We start from the raw sequence: 16,260 nt of genomic DNA, 5'->3' as shown, positions 1-16,260 counted from the left end.
CGTTCGCTGTACGTTTTTGTAAAAGGAGGGGCATGTCTGCGATCAAGCGCGTGACGAACACGTCCGAGGCCGAGGCGCTGGCGGCGTTGCTCAACGGCGACTCCCGCACGAGACCGACCGTGGTGGTGACGGTTGCGTCAGGACACACCGAGCCCTACGCCGACGTCGAGCGGATCGCGGCCGAGATCGGCGACCTCGCCGACCTCTACCTGGTCACGACCGGCGGACACACCTGGGCCTTCTCCAACAAGATGACGCCGGGCACCCAGGTCTACGGCGGCGCCGGACGGGTCTACCCGGTCGGCCTGGCGTGGAACATCGACCTGCTGCAGGCCCCGCTGCGGTTCGCGTGGAGCAAGTCCGAGGGCCGCAAGCTCACCGGGCAGCTCATCGACGACGCCCTCGACATGGCTGCGGCGGCCGGCCTCTTCGACAGCGCCCGCACCGCCTCCACCCGCGAGCGCCGCGCCGGCACGGTGCGCTCGATCATGAGCGAGCGCGCGCTGGTGGACCTAGTTGGTGGCGACATGGCCTCGGTCCCGCCCCAGCTCGCCCAGGCTGGGGTCCCGATCGAGCGCGTCCTCGCTCCCGGGATGCACGTCGACGGCGTACTGGAGAAGAAGTCGCGCTGGCTCGACATCCGGGAGAGCCGCCCCACCGCCGAAGAGGCATTGAAGACGTACGCCGCCGGGGACGTCGTCCCCGCCGAGGTCCGCTCCGTGCTGGCCGGCTCGGCCGACCTGCGCCTGCATCCCGACGTCACCGTCGAACTCTTCCGCTCGGATGTGACCGGCGACCCCGACGACGACCTCTCGGCGCTCCTCACCCCCGGTGAGGTCGTGCTCGCGCGGGTCGTCGCCACCGGACCCAAGTGGCGGCTGTCGCTGCGCGAGGTCCGCGAGCACGACACGGCCCGCGAGGCTCTCGCCCTGTACGCCGGTGGCCCGCCCTGGCTCGACCCGGATGCTCCGCCGCCTGCGGTCGTCGAGCATGTCGATCCCGAGCCCGCACCTGCTGAGGTCGCTCCGGTGGTCGAGCCGATCGAGCCGGTTGAGCCTGCTGCCGAGCCCGTGGTCGAGGCTCCGGCCAGGCCGGCGATCCCGAGTCCCGCGATGATGCCGCGGCGCAAGGGCGAACCGGTCCGCGCGGTCCGGCCGGCACCCGCGCCGGCGCCATCGCCCGAGCCCGTGCCGGAGAAGGAGCACGCGCCGGCGAAGAAGGCCGCGGTGCAGTCGATGTCACTGCAGGTCACCGCGATCAAGGCCGAGAAGGCCCATCTCGAGGCCGAGCTGACCGAGCTCCGCGACCAGGTCTCCGGGCTGCGCAACGAGCGCGTGCAGTTCGCCAAGGACCTCGCCCGCGCGGCCCGTCAGGTCGAGACCCGCGACGCCGAGCTGGCCCGGATGCGCTCCCAGCTGCGCCGCGCCAAGCAGCGCACCGCCCCGCCCGACGTCGCCCTGCCCGTCTTCGCCGACCGCGAGCGCGGCTTCCGTCACCTGGTCGAGGCCGCCTGGGCCCGCCGGATCCCGGTCGGCGAGCAGCCGACCCGGCCGCTGCCGACGTACGCGATCGGCGAGCGGTTCCTCGACAGCGTCGACGCGCTCGAGGGCATCGCCGTCGACAAGATCGCCGACGTGGTCATGGAGGTGCTCACCGGCCTCGCGGAGCAGTCGACCGGCCGCGAGCTGCACCAGCTGCGTACATCTGCCGGGGGCAACGCCGCGCCACAGTCCCGCACCGATGGCGCCGTCTGCTACCGCGTCTCGATGCAGATCCACACACCCAGCGCCCGCCGGCTGCATTTCTGGAAGTGCCCCGACGGCACCATCGAGCTCTCCCGCGTCGTCGTCCACGACGACATGGAGCCCTAGGTCGGGCTCCGCGGTCGACCCGAGATCGGCAGTTCTCGGGACGCCTGTCGTCGATCGATCTATATTGTTTTTCGATAAATCTCTATCGAAAAACGGAGAGCCATGCGCCACAATCGCGCGTTCGCCATCGCCGCCTGGATCGCCCTCGCGGCAGCGGCGGTCACCACCCTCGCGGCGCTGGCGGTAGTCGCAACGGCCGTGTCCGGGCTGTCCGGGCGCACCGAACTGCCCCAGCGGATCAGCCTCATCCCCGGCACCGATCTGATCGACCTGAGCTACCAGCCGTCGTGGGAGGTCTCGGCGTACGCCGACATCTGCCCACGCATCGATCTCGACGTCGATCCCACCAACCTGGACTGCGAGAACGCCCACTTCCACCACCTGGAAACGCAGCGGGAAGGATACGTCGTGATTCCGGACGATGTCCGGGCCGTGGGAGTCTTGTTCGAGGGCCGCATGTACTTCGAGACCGACCCCGGCTGGAACCCACTGATCGCGTCGTTGTACGCGATGACCGCGCTCAGCCTGCTCATCGTCGCCTTTCTCCTCACCCAACTCTGGCTGCTGCTGCGCGCGGCCTCCCAGGGCGAACCCTTCACCGACCGCGTCGTCCGCCGGCTTCGGATCATCGGTGCGACCCTGATCGCCTGGGAGTTCGTGGAGCCGTTCCTGTGGTTGTTCCTCAGCCCGAAGGCCTGGGACTACCACCTGGCGACGTACAGCGACGTCAACAACCTTGAACTAGGCTCCATGGAGCCCGGCATGGAGCTCACCCCGATCGCCTTCGGGATCCTGCTGCTGCTCCTGGCCGAGGTCTTCAAACGTGGTGTACGCCTGGAACACGAACAGAGGCTGACGGTCTGATGGCGATCGATGTCCGACTCGATCACGTCCTGCTCGACCGGAGGATGACCCTCACCGAACTGAGTGACCGGGTCGGGATCACCCTTGCCAACCTCTCGATTCTCAAGACCGGCAAGGCGCGAGCGATCCGCCTCTCCACCCTCGACGCCATCTGCCGCGAGCTCGACTGCCAACCCGGCGACCTGCTGATCCATGTCCCGGACGAGTCCAGGCTCCCGCGTTCGTCACCACGGTGACCGGCGTCAGCGTCAGCCCCAGCACCAGGTCAGCAGCCCGATGAGCGGGTCCGGGATCGACTCGAGCTCGACGGCCTCGCCGAGGATGGCGCCGTAGCGGATCTTGCGTCCGGACGCGGTACCGAAGAAGCGGTGCAGCTGGTCGGCGACCTCCTCACCGCGGTGCTCGGGCTGGTTCTGCAGCGTACGGAATTTTCCGCCCTCGCCGTTGGCCTCGAGGATCTCGACGATCCGCGCCGCCCCGATCGCCCGGATCATCTCGTCCTCGAGGTCGCGTCGGCACGCGAAGAACCCCTGCCCGGAGAGGTCCTCCCCGAGCTGCCGGCCGAGCGCATTGGTGACGAAGTGCTCCTCGGCCTCGTCGTAGAGTCCGCCGACCCGATGCCCCGCCGCCGTCGTCTCCCGGATGAACCGTCCAGCGTTCCCGGCGCCGCCCATGGAGACGACCTCGATCCCGAGCTCGGCGAGCTCCACCCCGTAGCGCGGAGCGAGCGCCTCCACCAGAGCCTTGTCGGACTCGCCCTCGACAAGCAGCGTGATCGGTCGCGTCATGGCGCACACGATAGAAGAACGTACGCCGCCGCGCCTGTTCCATATATGCAACAAGTCGCCATAGGGTTGCAAATATGGAACAGGACGTCGGCCGCCTCGTCGCCGAGTGCATCGAGCACTCGGGGCTCAACGCACGGCAGGTGGCTGCGCGCGCCGGCGTGGCCGCGTCCACGGTCCACCGGATCCTCAACGACCAGGTCAGTCCGTCGGTCGCGACCCTCCACAACATCACCGCCGCCTGCGGGCTCGACCTGACGATGAGCACCTCGACGCTGGCGTCCCCGGCAGCCGCCGCGGCGGCACGAGCCATCCTCGACGAGGACTATCCAACTGAGGTGGACGCCGATATCGAGGAGTGGGCAGCCCGGCTCGATACCTGGGCCGACGGCGACCCCGTCCAGATCATCGAGGAGGCGGCACGAGCCTCCGGCGTACTCCACCGCGCCGATGCGATCCGGCTCAGCGGGGAGGCCACCATCGGCCGGCTCGCGTCCGCCGGCGACGCCTCCGGCCAGCGTTGGGCGGTCTCCGGCGCGGCCGGCCTGGACCTCCCCTCCTTCGACGAGGCCATCCCCCGGATCTCGGTCCTGTGGTGCGAGGACCCGAGCGAGATCCGGCCGCTGCTCACCGGCGGCACCCTCCGCCCGGCGTCCGCCCCGCACCGGTCCACCGTGGTCATCACCGCCGCCGAACCAGACCTGTTCCTCGGCACGTTCGAGCGCGATCGGGTCGTCTACGCGGCCCCGATCCAGATCGCCATCGACGCCATCTCGGTCGGCGGCGACGCCGCGGCCCGCGCCCGCGAGGAGATCCGGACATGGTGACAAAACAGCCCCGCTGGGCGCCGGACCCCGAGACGTACGCCGCCCGCAAACCGGCCGCGGACGACACCTATCGGGAGGTCGCGGACCGCGACGCCCAGCTGCGCGACACCGGCATCTGGTGGACCGAGGTCGACACCGCCCGCATCCTGCCGAGCGACACCGACCGCGCCTGGCGCCGGTTCCGCGCGAGCCTGCCCGAGCTGATCTGGAACGCCGCGAGGCTCGAGGGCAACAGCTTCACCCTTCCCGAGGTGCGCTCCCTCCTCGATGGCGTCACCGTCGGTGGCCATCCAACCGCGGAGGAACTGCAGGTGCTGGCGCTCAGCGAGGCGTACGGCACGATCCGCGATCTGATCGGCTACGGCAGGTTCCATATCGACAAATCGACGTCCGACCGTCTCAACCGGATCGTCGCCCGCCACGAGACACCGGACGCCGGAAGATTCCGCGGCGAAGGCACGCTGCGCCGCAATGGCAGCGAGCTGCTCCGAGCCCGCTTCGCCACGCTGCAGGAGCGCCTGGCCGAGACCGGCGACCCACGGCTCCAGGCACTGATCTACTTCTGCTCCGCCGCCCGGACCGGGTTCTACGCCGGCGGCAACCTCCGCACCGCTCTTCTGATGGCGAACGGCATCCTGATCTCGAACGGCTTCGACGCCATCACCGTTCCCTACGTCCGGAATCTCGAGCTCGACCACGCCCTCGACACCCTCGTCACCACCGACGACGCCACCGAGCTGATGGCCTTCCTCATCGACTGCGCGGCCTCCGAGGCCTGACGGCTACAGCACCAGATCCGCCCGATCCCGCGTCGCCCTCACCAGTGCGGCGTTGCGCAGATCGCTGGCGGCAATCTTCGCCTCCGCCTCCTCCCGCGACCTCCCGCCGGCGAGGAACCGCTCGAGCAACCTGGGCACGAGGACGGCGTCCGGAACATCGACGAACCACACCTCATCCAGCAGCCCGCGTACGTCCTTCCACGGACCGTCATCCAGCAGCAGGTAGTTGCCTTCGGTGATCACGATCGGCTCGTCCTCGATCACGACCCCGCCGGGGACAGGCTCGTCCGTGATCCGACTGAACGTCGGCCACTCGACTCGTCCCTGCCGCTCCCGCACCCGTCGCAACGCGGCCACGTACCCCTCAGCGTCGAAGGTGTCCGGCTCCCCCTTCCGCCCCCGCGCCCCCATCGCGTCCAGCTCAGCGTTGCTCCGGTGGAACCCGTCCATCGGCGCCACCACCGCGACGTTCCCGGACTCGTTGAGTATGTCCCGAAGCCGCTCCGCCAACGTCGACTTCCCCGCCCCCGGAGGCCCGACGATTCCGAGCACGAACCTGACGCCCGCCTTGTCTCGCACACGTTTCGCGAGGTCAGCCAGGGCTGTATCAGTCACGTTCACCGATCACCCCTGGAACGCGAGGTACCAGTTCCGAACGACCCGCGAGACGTCACTTTCCGGAACGGCCCCGACGAGGTTGCTGCCGACGAGCGACCGGATGTGACCGTCGCCGATGATCGTCCGCAGATGATCCAGTCCGACCTGGATCGCCTCACCGCTTCGCTCGTCGTCGACGTGGCGATCGAAGACCGCGCGCACCTCGGCACCGTCGCTGGTCGCGAGGAGGCGCCAGACGTCGATCGCGTCCTTCGGCCGCACCCGATTGCGGCCGTTCGTATCCCGCTCACGGATCCGCTCGCCGAGCTTGTAGGCCTTGGCGCACAGCAGACCGGCGTGACCCGCGACCCAAGCCTCGCGGACGGTGCCGTCGACGAAGTTCTCGATCTTCATCAGCGAGCGGTCGAGAACGACGAGCTCCAGACCTGGGGTGTGGCGCGTGGCTTGCTTGCCGTGCCGTTTGAGCGCCCGCGCCGAACGCCGGCCACCGCCCGCGATGGAGGTCGGGACGAGCAAGTCGACCTCACCGACCGGCTCTCCTGCCTTGGTCATCCCGGTCGCCCATAGCCCCGGCTGCGCCTCGTACCGCCGCCTCACGTGAGGATCGTGCTCGCGCGCCTCGGCCTCGATCTCCGCGAGGGTCCTGAACCCCGCGGCTCGCATAGCCACGTCCAGGTGCGGCTCTTCTGCGACAAGGGCAGGGGTGAGCGCAAGGTCAGCGTCCTTCGTCGCAAGGGCAACCACGTCAAGATCGCGACTACGCTCCAGCACAGCGTGCGCCCCGACGACCGTCACCGCTTCCCGATGAGCGCCAAGCGCATCCAGCGCGACGCACAGTGACGCTCGGCTGGGCGCCATCTCCGCATCACGTCCGGCGCACTGCCTCGCGATTGGCACGGCGAACCGGCCTCGATCGGCCACCGGGCGAACCGCCGAACCCGAGGGCCTTTGACTGTCATCAGGCACTCTCGATGTCCTCTTCGTCCGTCGTCATGGGTAGCGTCTCGAGGATCCGGTCTGCCTGCTCAGGGACCCGGTCACTGCCGCCATAGCAGTCGAGAATCACCTGCCATGGCGCGGCGTACCAACAGCCGTCGTCATCTCGCCAACGATCGGCTTCGCCGAAGCCGTCAAAGGGCAGGAGCGTGATCGGGTACCCCCATTCGCGCTCCCCCTTGAACACCAACCCCAGCGTCGTGATCGCCTCGTCGATATCGGACACGTAAAAGGTGGGCTGTCCCTCGCTGGCCGAATAGACCAGCCGGTTCGCCGCCCGGTCGCCGGTCCCGGCCCACTCGATGCCGGCGCGGTTCATCCCGTCTGCCATGTCGTTCCACGTGCGGTCCTGACGCACCCTGACCACGTTCGGACGCCACGCCAGCGCCGCTGCCCGTCCCGCCCGGAAGGCGAATGTCTGCAGATCAGGAACTGTGACGTCGCCGATCTTGTCGAGCTTCAACGTCCCCGTCAGGATCCATCGGTTGATCCAGTAGTCCACCCCCGGCGGCTCCTCGCCGAAACCGAGGACCCAACGCGCGGTGGCGACCGCGAGCGGGTCCGAGATCGGGTCGAATCGCTCATCGAGCCCGACCGCGTCGAGAAGCTTGAGAACCACGTCGTACGTCGGGTTCATCTTGCCCGACTCGACCCTCGTCACGGTCGACGGGGAGACCCCCGCGAGGGCCGCGACCTGGCGCGCTGACAGAGCGTTCATCATCCGCGCGGTGCGCAGCCGCTGAGCGAGCGTCCCCTCCATGCGTACCAAATTACGCCGCGGTGTTGCTGATCCGCAACACCAGCCACGAGAGATCAGGCCGTGGCGACCTCGAGCTCGACCACGGCCCATGACAGCGGAGGCAAGGACAGCCGCACGCTGCTGTCCTGGACACCGACGTCGCGAAGCGGCACGAGCCCCACTCGGTCAGGCGCAGCCTCCACGTTGGACGCGTGCCGGTCACCGCCCTCGGGGATGGTGAGCACCTCGGCGCTCGCCACGCGCGCGACCCCGAGCCCGCGTAGGTCGACGGTTACATCGGAGGCGTCGTCGAGGCCACGGTTGGCGACGAAGAGTGCGACCCGACCGTCCGCCTCGGACCAGGTCGCGGCGGCGTCGATGACATCGACGTCGCCGAACTTCTCGGTCGGGATCTGGTCGGCGGAGACGGCGAGCCGCAAGATCTGCCCGCGAGCGAGGGAAGCCATCCGGGCGAACGGCCAGAAGATCGTCTGCCGCCAGGCCGGTCCGCTCTCCTCCGAGCGGATCGGGGCGATCACGTTCACGAGCTGCGCCTGGTTGGCGATGCGTACGCGGTCGCCGTGGCGCAGCAGGCTGTTGAGCAGGGTGCCGACGACGACGGCGTCGGTGACCGAGTACTCGTCCTCGATCAGCCGCGGATGCTCACGCCACTCCTTCTTCACCTGATCCGGCTGGTCCTCGGAGTCGAGGCCCTCCATGTACCAGACGTTCCACTCGTCGAAGGAGATGTCGACCTGCTTGGTGTGCTTGCCGGCCGCCTTGACGGCGTCGATCGTCGCCACGACGCCGTCGATGAACGCGTCCATCCCGACGGCCTCGGCGAGGAACGAGGCGGCGTCCTCGGAGCGCTCCTGGTAGTACTCGTGCATCGAGATGTAGTCGATCTCGTCGTACGCGTGGGTCAGCACGGTGTGCTCCCACGAGCCGAACGTCTCCATGTAGCGGTTCGAGGAGCCGACCGCGACCAGCTCGATCGAGTCGTCGACGAGCTTCATCGCCTTGGCCGTCTCCTGGGCCAGCCGGCCGTACTCGTGTGCCGTCTTGTGGCCGATCTGCCACGGCCCGTCGAGCTCGTTGCCGAGACACCACAGCTTGATGTCGAAGGGCTCCTCGGCCCCGTTCTTCCGCCGCAGATCCGACCAGTACGTCCCACCGGGATGGTTCGCGTACTCGACCAGCGCCCGCGCTTCCTCGACCCCACGCGTACCGAGGTTGATCGCCTCCATCACCTCGACGCCGGCCTCGCGGGCCCACCCCATGAACTCGTGCAGCCCGAACTCGTTGGTCTCGATCGTGTGCCAGGCACCGTCGATGCGGCGCGGCCGGTCCGCGACCGGGCCGATGCCGTCCTCCCAGCGGTAGCCGGAGACGAAGTTTCCCCCGGGGTAGCGCACCACCGTCGGGCCCAGCTCCCGGACGAGCTCGAGCACGTCCTTGCGGTAGCCGCGGTCGTCGGCGGTCGGATGGCCGGGTTCGTAGATGCCGGTGTAGACGCACCTCCCCATGTGCTCGACGAACGACCCGAAGAGACGTCGGGGTACGTCGGCGATCGTGAAGTCACGGTCGATGGTGATGCGTGCGCGGGTCATGGCACGAAACTATTACATCGTTGTAATCACACTAGCAAGAGTCGCCGCCTCCCCTATTCGGTGGATCCCTTCCGTCTCCGACCGGCCACGCCTCGATCACGAGTGCCAATGGGAAGCATGAAGTCCCGAAGGCCACGCTCCCGATGAGTACGACGATGCTCATCGCCGCAGGTATCGGCTACCTGCTGGGCATCCTGGTCGGCGTCTGGATCGCGCACGGCCGCTGGACCGTGCACTAGACCGCCTCGGCCGAGCTACCGCGTCGTGCTCGCACGGACGACCAGCTCGTGCGGGATCGCCACTGCGCGAGGAGGGCTCGTCCGGTCCCCGATCCGGGTCAGCAGCAGGTCGACAGCCGCCTCGGCGAAGGCGTGCCGGTCCAGGGCGATGGTGGTCAGCGACGGATTCATGAACCGGGCGTGCTCGACGTCGTCGAACCCGGTCATCAGTACGTTGCCGGGCACCGAGATCCCGTGCTCCTGAAGCACGTGCATCGCGCCGAGGGCGATCGAGTCGGTGAACGCGACGATCGCGTCGAAGCCGGTATCGCGGGCCAGCAACTCGGCCGCCGCCTCGGCACCGCCCGCCATCGACCACTCCTCGACGTACACCTCCAGCTGCGGGTCAGGCTCGATCCCGTGCTCCCGCAGCGCCCGGTGGTAGCCCTCCAGCCGCTGGATGCTGGTCGCCGACGCACCGGTCGCGCCCGCCTTCCCGCCCAGCGCCGCCACCCGTCGCGCGCCGCGCTCGAGAAGGTGCTTTGTCACCTCATACCCGGCTTGCCGGCTGTCGATCAGCACCCGGTCGACCTCGTGCTGCTCGACCTCACCGATCAGCACCACCGGCGGCAGCTGATCGTCGTGGACGACGATGCTGTCCTGGAGCCGGATCGGGTTGAGGATCAGCCCGTCGATCTGGTGCTCGCGAGCCCGCGAGACCAGGTCGTACTCCCGCTTCGGCTCGGCCCCCGTCTCCTCGATCTGGACAGCCATCCCGCGCTCGTGCGCCACCTGCACCACCCGGTGCACCAAGTCCGCCGAGAACGCCGTCGCCAGATCCGGCAGCGCGAGCGCAATCACTCCCGTCCGGCCGTTGCGCAGGCTCCGGGCACTCAGGTTCGGTACGAACCCCAGCTCCTCGACCGCCGCCAGCACCTTCTCCTGAGTGTCCGAACGTACGAACACCGTCCCGTTCATCACGTTTGAAACCGTCTTCGGCGACACCCCCGCCAGCGCCGCGACATCCTTCACCGTCGCCCGCCGCGGCCCTCTGCTCACGGAGTCAGCGTAGATGACCGGCACGCACTTCCGTTGGCCGCCGGAGCCGCAGATTCGTCCCGCCGCCGGACTCAGTCGATGGAGATCAGAGCCCCGGGAACGCCTTTCGAAGCACTCCCACCAACTGCGCCGCTATCTCCCGATCAACCTGGATTGACTGACTACTCTTCGGATCACTCGTGCGCGTGTCCGAACCAAACGTCGACAAGTGCAACAAACGCTCGCCTCGCGGTCCTTCAACGATTTGATAGAAGCAGTCAACCTCTGAGGCGTGCGAACGAACGTTCTGCGTCCCTTCACCCAGTGTCCTGATACGAGCCACGAATCCTCCTAACCAGGTCCTCCTCCCAGGCTATGCCAAAGAAGGCCGGTGCCGCTTCTGAACAGCCCCGTTGAACTGCGCGGTGCATCCGTTGCCGTACGTCCACAGTTGCGGCGAGGCCCCGTAGACTGACTCCAACCTGACCTCATTTGGTGACTCGAACGGATCGACGTCAGCACCGGCGTCGCTGATCTTGGCACCCAACGAGAGCAGTCACAGTAGGGCGATGCTGGGATCGGAGCGTCGGTGTTGTTGCACGAACTGAGTTCGAGCGTCGAAGCCGGCGTCTGCGCCCAAGTGAGAGCGACCCCGAGCAGCAATGCAGCGACAGCGGCACTGGCCGAGTGTCGCATACGTGCCGACCGGCCGGATATCCCCCGAGAGCACTCCGGATCCTATCTAGGTTACCTCGGACGAGCACTCGAGGTTTGCGCCGGCTTTGTGATTACGGGCTCCTTCACGCGGTCATCGACCGTCGGCAGTGGATAAGAGACTTACTCCTGGATGTAGAATCTCACGGCTTCACGGACTGCCTGCAGCCCTGGCAGCGTCACAGTTCCACCCCGCGACTCGTGGTCCGGAAGCCACTTCTCACCAGTCGACTCGACGATCGCTTGAGCAATCTGCGGCTTTGTGAGGCTGGTCGGCAGCCCCAACGCCAGTTCCTCGTTGACCATGTCGAAAATCGCACGTGGCTCCGTCGATCCCGTCGACATCTTGGGCGGCTCCTTGCCTAGCGCAACCGCAATCTCAACAACGACGTCCTTCTTCTGAACCTTCACAACTCCCCTATCTCTCCCAGTTCCACCCGAAGTTCATCGAGCGTCGACTCCACCCAGGCGCTAGCCATCTCGTCCTCCTCGCTGACGCCAGCCAGACCGACGATGCGAAATCGATCGAGGATCATGTACTTAAGAGCCAATTCGTCCCATACCGGTCCGGCCGCGAGCGCAGTCGGCGTCGCAAGGGCAGTCATTGGATCTGTGTCCATAGCCAGCCACGAACTCCACAAACGGGTATCGATGTCCAGGCCCTTGGCGACCAGGTTGTCCTGCAAGGTGCATTGCACGAGTAGCACAGGAAATCCCGGGCGGTGGTCTGGAAAGGGCCGCCACGCGACGACGTCAACTCCGCCATCCTTGCGGCGCGGCTGGCGGTAGCCCTGCCCCACTTTGACCCCGATCTTCCCGGCTAGCCACTCGATCGCCAAGTCGAACTCGGGAGGCCTGCCGATGTCTGACGGCCATCCAAACCGAAGCGCTCTCCCAGGTTCGCCCCAAAGCGAGGAAGCAGCGGTGACTACGACGTTCTCGAAAATGACCGCCATGGCTTCGTCTGGCGCTGGATTGATGTACTCGCGGACCGGATTGCCAGGCGCCATGAGAGCTACCGTTGCATATGTTGACGTCGCCGCGCCGTGAGCGCACTGCACCGCGTACTCTCCGTGGATCTTGAACGGATACTGGCCTCCGAGTACACGTGAACGTCGATCCATCTCACGTAGGCCAATGTTGACGCGCTGAGGCTCGAGGCCCTGGATCTTCTCGAAGTACGTGTGGAGAGGGTCAATCCCCAACGGCCGACTCCCCCGAACGAGCAGGGCCGTCTCGATCCAGTCAGCGATGCGCTCGCGCCCGCGGATACTCACTCGGCCGATTCCGCCTGGTCAACGACGTTTCTCATAGACTCGACGAGCGCCTCAAGGTCGGATAGGAGCGCGATCACCTGACTATCACCGGCGTTCTCAGCCAGGTCGTCCGCCGCCGCGCTGAGCGCGCTGGTCGCCGCGGTCATGCGCTTGATGAGCCTCTCACGCGGATCCATGCCATGGCTCTGGACCTGCTGCTTGGCCTCATCCAGGCTCTTCCCTGCCCGAAGGGCGCTGAGACCGATCTCGCTTGAGACGACGTTGCCAAGTGCGCTCATCTGCCGGGAGTCCGTGATGACAGGTTCCGACTCTTCGTCACCGAACACCCACGAGATAAGTTCCTTGAGCTCGCCCACTTTCCCTTGAGGGACCGGGTCCGTGCCAGGCTCGAGCCGCGACCCGAGAGGTGCGCTGATGTGGTCCCTGAGCTTGGTGTTGCTCATAGCTACGGAGAGCACAGAGAACGCCTTCTCGACTTCGCCGGTGTTCAGCCCGGACCTCTCCGCCTGGGCGACGATCGCCTGATCGCGGTAGAGGTCAGCAGCTTTGCTCTTGGTAATGCCGATGAGCTCGGCTACTTCAGCGATGCTTCTGCCTTCGGCAACACGCGCCGCGATGAAGCGGGCCTGCATGTATGGGCGCCAGGGCAACTTGCCGACCACATGGGCTCTGGACACCTCGACGTGGGTTGAAGCGCGGTCGTCGTGCACCACGATGGGAATGATGACATCCGGAGAAAGCGCCGCTTTCGCAGCGACGTCCTCCCACCTGGACGAATCGGCGAAGTCTTTGCGAATCTCCTGGTGCGATAGGCCGAGCAACGCGGTCAGTCGCCGGTTCCCTTCAACGACGATGTACTTTCCCGGCTCGTCGGCAGGCACACCAATGAGAGGCTCGGCAGCGAAGTAGCCGTTATCGGCGATCGACTGGGCGACGGCGAATGCGTCGAAGCCCATCTCCAGCACGACTGCGAGGTCGGCCTGATCTCCTCCCCTGAGCGACTCCGGGAGCCTGGGGTTGTACGGGTCAAGCAGAAGGGCAGAGACCGGGACCTGCACGTTGAGTCCCGTTCGGACCCCAGTCTGGTTGTCGGCCGTCATCAGCGGCTTTCCTTTCGTACAATCTGGCGGTCCCCGAGGTGAACCGCAAGTGTGAGGATCTCGGTTGTCGGGTCGTCGCGGCGTGCGACTCTGTGAACTTGGACGACAACGGAACTGGGATCGAGATCGATGCCACCGATCTGTCGGTCGCCGGGGTACGCCGGGCCCGTACCTTGGCCGAGGTGGTTGTCGCGACCCTGGAACAGGTTGACGAACCCTGTCTCGATGTCCCACTTGCGTTGGCGAACGTTGCCAGAGTCGTCCATGAGGATGACGGGCACCTTCTCGTCCTGGTTGGGGTGACGTTCCAACGACTCCGAGACTTCCCGAAGTCGCCATGACGGACCGTACTCATCTGCAACCCAGTTGTTCACCAACTCACTCACATCCCGAATACTGAGGTCGACGGTGCGGAGCGAGATACGGCCGTAATCCGCCAACGGGGCGTCGAACAATCCAAGGTTCTCGACGATCGCCCGGTTCGCGGCGAGGGCCTCACCGTCAAGGCGCGGAAGGCGAATCGAATACCAGCCTTGTCCGCTGTAAGACAACTGCGAAACGACAGCGTCTCTCGTCGGCTTCATACCCTCTGGAAGAAGAAGCCCGACCTCACGCGCCCACGAGTGGACCGTCCCTCCAGACTCGACATGGTCACGAAGCTGAGCCCTCAGGTCATACTCGGTAAAGACTATGTCTCGAAGTGACCGAACTGTGCGCTTGGTCGCGAAGAACTGGCAGAAAGGGAGTTGGTCGCGGCGGTAGCCGAATGCCCGTGCCCGTTGCTCCAAGGTGTCGACCTGCGAGCTCGGAGGGCGGTTCATGTAGGTAACGGTCAAACCTTCGACCGTGAACCCGCGGTCAAGCTTGTTGCCCCCTATCAAGATGTGGACCGGAGTGACGTTCCACTCAACCTTCTTTAGAGCACTCGTCGAGTTGACAAGCCAGAGCGATGTCTCACGCAAGACCCATCGAACTTGCTCCATGAAGCGAGAGTCCTCCAGATCAGGAGCGCCGCGTTCGGTGAGGGCAACCCGCTCCTTCTGGATCTCGATGGGAAGGTCATCGACGGTGGCAGCCTTGTCAGCGGCCGAGCGCCACTTCTTCAGCGCCCGCTCGGTCAGGAAGCGGTATCGCTCTTGAACATCGTTCCGCTGGGTCGAATGCACAAGCATGCTCACAGGTGCCGCACCGGGTTGCAGATCGGTAAGGATCGCGGCACCGGCAACGAAGGAACCGAGTGCTGCGACGAGGCTGCGTTGCAGTTCTAATGGAGGCGTCTTATTAGCTTGCTCGTCAAGCAACGGCACATCTCGGATGACCTGATCAGCAAACTCAACGAAAAACTCGCGTCCCCCAGTGTAACCGTTCCCTGGCTCGAGGAACTCGACAAAGTTCGGGCTCAAGAGATCGTCCGCGTCAAGCATCAGAGGCGCATACGGCGTGGCCGTGTACTGGACGTAAAGGTGCCGCGGCACCCTGCTGCGAAGGATGCGGATCGACTCGTACGTCTTGCTCTCTGCCTCGGTGCTCGTGTTAAGCGATGCCTGGTCGGCCTCGTCATCGATGATGAGAACGGGAACATTCTCAATGTCTTCTACTGCGTTGAGCACAGCGGCGAGTGCGTTGAGACGACCAGCGTGCTTCAGGACCGGGACGAGAACAGTCCGTCCTCCGGCTATCCGGTCGGTGATGCGCTTCGCCGCCGCAACTCCCGACGGGTTGGCCTCCGTGACCCACCGGTAGTCCTTCCTCGTCTGGGTGCCAAGCGAGGCCTCAAGTCGTTCCTTGTTCTGGTCAAGCAAGAGGTTCGTTCCGCCAAGCATGGCCACAATGATCTTGTAGCCCTGATCGGCGGCCGTCGCGATCAAGGCCGTGATCGATGTTGTCTTGCCCGACTGAACGTAACCAAGCGCGAGCCCCGTCTCCCCGCCAGCCCCAGCGCGCTGAGGTCCGTGTTCGAGGATAGATAGCACGGACCTCCAGACCCTCAGCCGACTCTCGTCGTCCATCTTCTCGGCCAACTGGTCATTCAGACGCCGCGCTTCCAAACCCGAGACAGCATCCTGGGCCATCGCCCCTCCCTCGATCAGTACCGTCCGGCGGACATCATTCCACTTTCCAAGACGACTTCGGAGTAAAGCGCTTGAGGGCGCTGCCGGTGCGTTCGTGCGCCGCCAGTCGTCGAAGCCATGGAAGGCCGCCCTCGGTCCGACAGCTTCGATGTAAGCCCTCGCGTAGTGCCAAATATCATCATCAGTCCACTGCGACTGGTAGTCTCTCTCAATTCGTCGGGGGCTCTCTACACCGGCCATCCGGCAGGCGCTTGCCCATCCGTAGAGTTGGTCAATTCGCGCCACGCTCGGACCGTGGATCTCTCCAAGGTCGACGAGTTGCTGGTACGCACCGCGCGCAAGCGGCCAATCGTAAGTAGCAGCCGTCTGAAGTGCCGCTGTGACGTCGGCCGCCGACCAGCGCACAACGCCCTGCCGAGTTGTTCCCAAGTACGCCGCAAGGTCAGGACCACCCACCCGCCGCACGGTTGCTTCATCGACATCAAGAAGTACAGCCAGATCTGCGAGAGACCGAACGAGTCCCGTAGCAACGATGCCCATCAGACGACGACGGAGCGCGTCGTCGGCAGCCACCTGCCGCGTTCGTCGAGCATCGCGAACCACTGCCAGGTTCACGCCACCTTGGCTGTTGATGATCTGTCGCGCCCGCTCGCGTGTGATCCCGAACCGCTCACCGATCTCTTCAAGGCCAAGGCCCTCTTCGCGCAGCCGCAAGATCTCGCGGTCGCGCTCGGCGTTCATCCTCAGGTCCT

The 16,260-nt window shown here is 66.0% G+C and carries 16 protein-coding genes; 6 read left to right on the top strand and 10 right to left on the bottom strand.

From position 1 onward, the window contains the following. The first annotated feature begins 32 nt into the window (after nt 1-32). From ABZY89_RS10750 to ABZY89_RS10740, 3 genes are all read left to right on the top strand, one after another. Complete coding sequence (locus ABZY89_RS10750) at nt 33-1,871, top strand: hypothetical protein (RefSeq protein ID WP_355226978.1); 1,839 nt, start codon at nt 33-35, stop codon at nt 1,869-1,871. 102 nt (nt 1,872-1,973) lie between these two features. Then, nucleotides 1,974-2,735 (top strand): DUF2975 domain-containing protein, encoded by a 762-nt coding sequence (locus ABZY89_RS10745; RefSeq protein ID WP_355226976.1) that lies wholly within the window; start codon nt 1,974-1,976, stop codon nt 2,733-2,735. After that, on the top strand, nt 2,735-2,971 hold the full coding sequence (locus ABZY89_RS10740; RefSeq protein ID WP_350663721.1) for a helix-turn-helix transcriptional regulator: 237 nt from the start codon (nt 2,735-2,737) through the stop codon (nt 2,969-2,971). The genes ABZY89_RS10745 and ABZY89_RS10740 overlap by 1 nt, the downstream gene beginning before the upstream one ends. 12 nt (nt 2,972-2,983) lie before the next feature. On the opposite strand, the gene ABZY89_RS10735 is transcribed toward ABZY89_RS10740, so the two are convergent. Then, the gene (locus tag ABZY89_RS10735; RefSeq protein ID WP_355226974.1) at nt 2,984-3,523 is read right to left on the bottom strand and encodes a TOPRIM nucleotidyl transferase/hydrolase domain-containing protein; all 540 of its coding nucleotides are present in this window, start codon (nt 3,521-3,523) and stop codon (nt 2,984-2,986) included. 74 nt (nt 3,524-3,597) lie between these two features. On the opposite strand from ABZY89_RS10735, the gene ABZY89_RS10730 reads away from it, so the two are divergent. Together ABZY89_RS10730 and ABZY89_RS10725 are read left to right on the top strand one after the other, a co-directional pair. Then, the gene (locus ABZY89_RS10730; RefSeq protein ID WP_355226972.1) at nt 3,598-4,347 is read left to right on the top strand and encodes a helix-turn-helix transcriptional regulator; all 750 of its coding nucleotides are present in this window, start codon (nt 3,598-3,600) and stop codon (nt 4,345-4,347) included. After that, complete coding sequence (locus ABZY89_RS10725) at nt 4,341-5,126, top strand: hypothetical protein (protein WP_355226970.1); 786 nt, start codon at nt 4,341-4,343, stop codon at nt 5,124-5,126. Before ABZY89_RS10730 ends, ABZY89_RS10725 begins: the two co-directional genes overlap by 7 nt. 3 nt (nt 5,127-5,129) lie before the next feature. On the opposite strand, the gene ABZY89_RS10720 is transcribed toward ABZY89_RS10725, so the two are convergent. Then, the gene (locus tag ABZY89_RS10720) at nt 5,130-5,741 is read right to left on the bottom strand and encodes a nucleoside/nucleotide kinase family protein (protein WP_355226969.1); all 612 of its coding nucleotides are present in this window, start codon (nt 5,739-5,741) and stop codon (nt 5,130-5,132) included. 9 nt (nt 5,742-5,750) lie between these two features. Next, nucleotides 5,751-6,296, bottom strand: a complete 546-nt coding sequence (locus tag ABZY89_RS10715; RefSeq protein WP_355226968.1) for a hypothetical protein — start codon at nt 6,294-6,296, stop codon at nt 5,751-5,753. A 45-nt stretch (nt 6,297-6,341) separates the two neighbouring features. Here ABZY89_RS10715 and ABZY89_RS10710 point away from each other — a divergent pair, with 45 nt between their 5' ends. Further along, nucleotides 6,342-6,584 carry a hypothetical protein gene (locus tag ABZY89_RS10710; protein ID WP_355226966.1) on the top strand — a complete coding sequence of 81 codons (243 nt, stop codon included), beginning with the start codon at nt 6,342-6,344 and terminating at the stop codon, nt 6,582-6,584. 118 nt (nt 6,585-6,702) lie between these two features. Here the strand turns inward: ABZY89_RS10710 and ABZY89_RS10705 are convergent, their stop codons facing one another. The 7 genes from ABZY89_RS10705 to ABZY89_RS10675 all read right to left on the bottom strand — a co-directional run bounded on the left by ABZY89_RS10705 (nt 6,703) and on the right by ABZY89_RS10675 (nt 16,249). Further along, nucleotides 6,703-7,500 (bottom strand): helix-turn-helix transcriptional regulator, encoded by a 798-nt coding sequence (locus ABZY89_RS10705; protein WP_355226965.1) that lies wholly within the window; start codon nt 7,498-7,500, stop codon nt 6,703-6,705. A 53-nt stretch (nt 7,501-7,553) separates the two neighbouring features. After that, nucleotides 7,554-9,089 carry an alpha-N-arabinofuranosidase gene (locus tag ABZY89_RS10700; protein ID WP_355226963.1) on the bottom strand — a complete coding sequence of 512 codons (1,536 nt, stop codon included), beginning with the start codon at nt 9,087-9,089 and terminating at the stop codon, nt 7,554-7,556. A 254-nt stretch (nt 9,090-9,343) separates the two neighbouring features. Continuing rightward, on the bottom strand, nt 9,344-10,366 hold the full coding sequence (locus tag ABZY89_RS10695) for a LacI family DNA-binding transcriptional regulator (protein ID WP_355226962.1): 1,023 nt from the start codon (nt 10,364-10,366) through the stop codon (nt 9,344-9,346). Between the two features lie 816 nt (nt 10,367-11,182). Next, the gene (locus ABZY89_RS10690; RefSeq protein WP_355226961.1) at nt 11,183-11,470 is read right to left on the bottom strand and encodes a hypothetical protein; all 288 of its coding nucleotides are present in this window, start codon (nt 11,468-11,470) and stop codon (nt 11,183-11,185) included. Further along, on the bottom strand, nt 11,467-12,336 hold the full coding sequence (locus ABZY89_RS10685) for a hypothetical protein (RefSeq protein WP_355226959.1): 870 nt from the start codon (nt 12,334-12,336) through the stop codon (nt 11,467-11,469). The genes ABZY89_RS10690 and ABZY89_RS10685 overlap by 4 nt, the downstream gene beginning before the upstream one ends. Next, entirely contained in the window at nt 12,333-13,436 is a 1,104-nt protein-coding gene (locus ABZY89_RS10680; protein WP_355226958.1) for a hypothetical protein, read from the bottom strand. Before ABZY89_RS10680 ends, ABZY89_RS10685 begins: the two co-directional genes overlap by 4 nt. After that, a complete protein-coding gene (locus tag ABZY89_RS10675) occupies nt 13,436-16,249 on the bottom strand; it encodes a Z1 domain-containing protein (RefSeq protein WP_355226956.1) in 2,814 nt (937 codons plus the stop codon). Before ABZY89_RS10675 ends, ABZY89_RS10680 begins: the two co-directional genes overlap by 1 nt. Between the last annotated feature and the right edge of the window lie 11 nt (nt 16,250-16,260).

Source organism: Nocardioides sp. NPDC006303 (assembly GCF_040613175.1).
In the GTDB taxonomy this organism is placed as follows: domain Bacteria; phylum Actinomycetota; class Actinomycetes; order Propionibacteriales; family Nocardioidaceae; genus Nocardioides.
The sequence above is the reverse complement of the archived record's forward strand: the minus strand, read 5'-3'. Positions and strand labels throughout refer to the sequence as shown.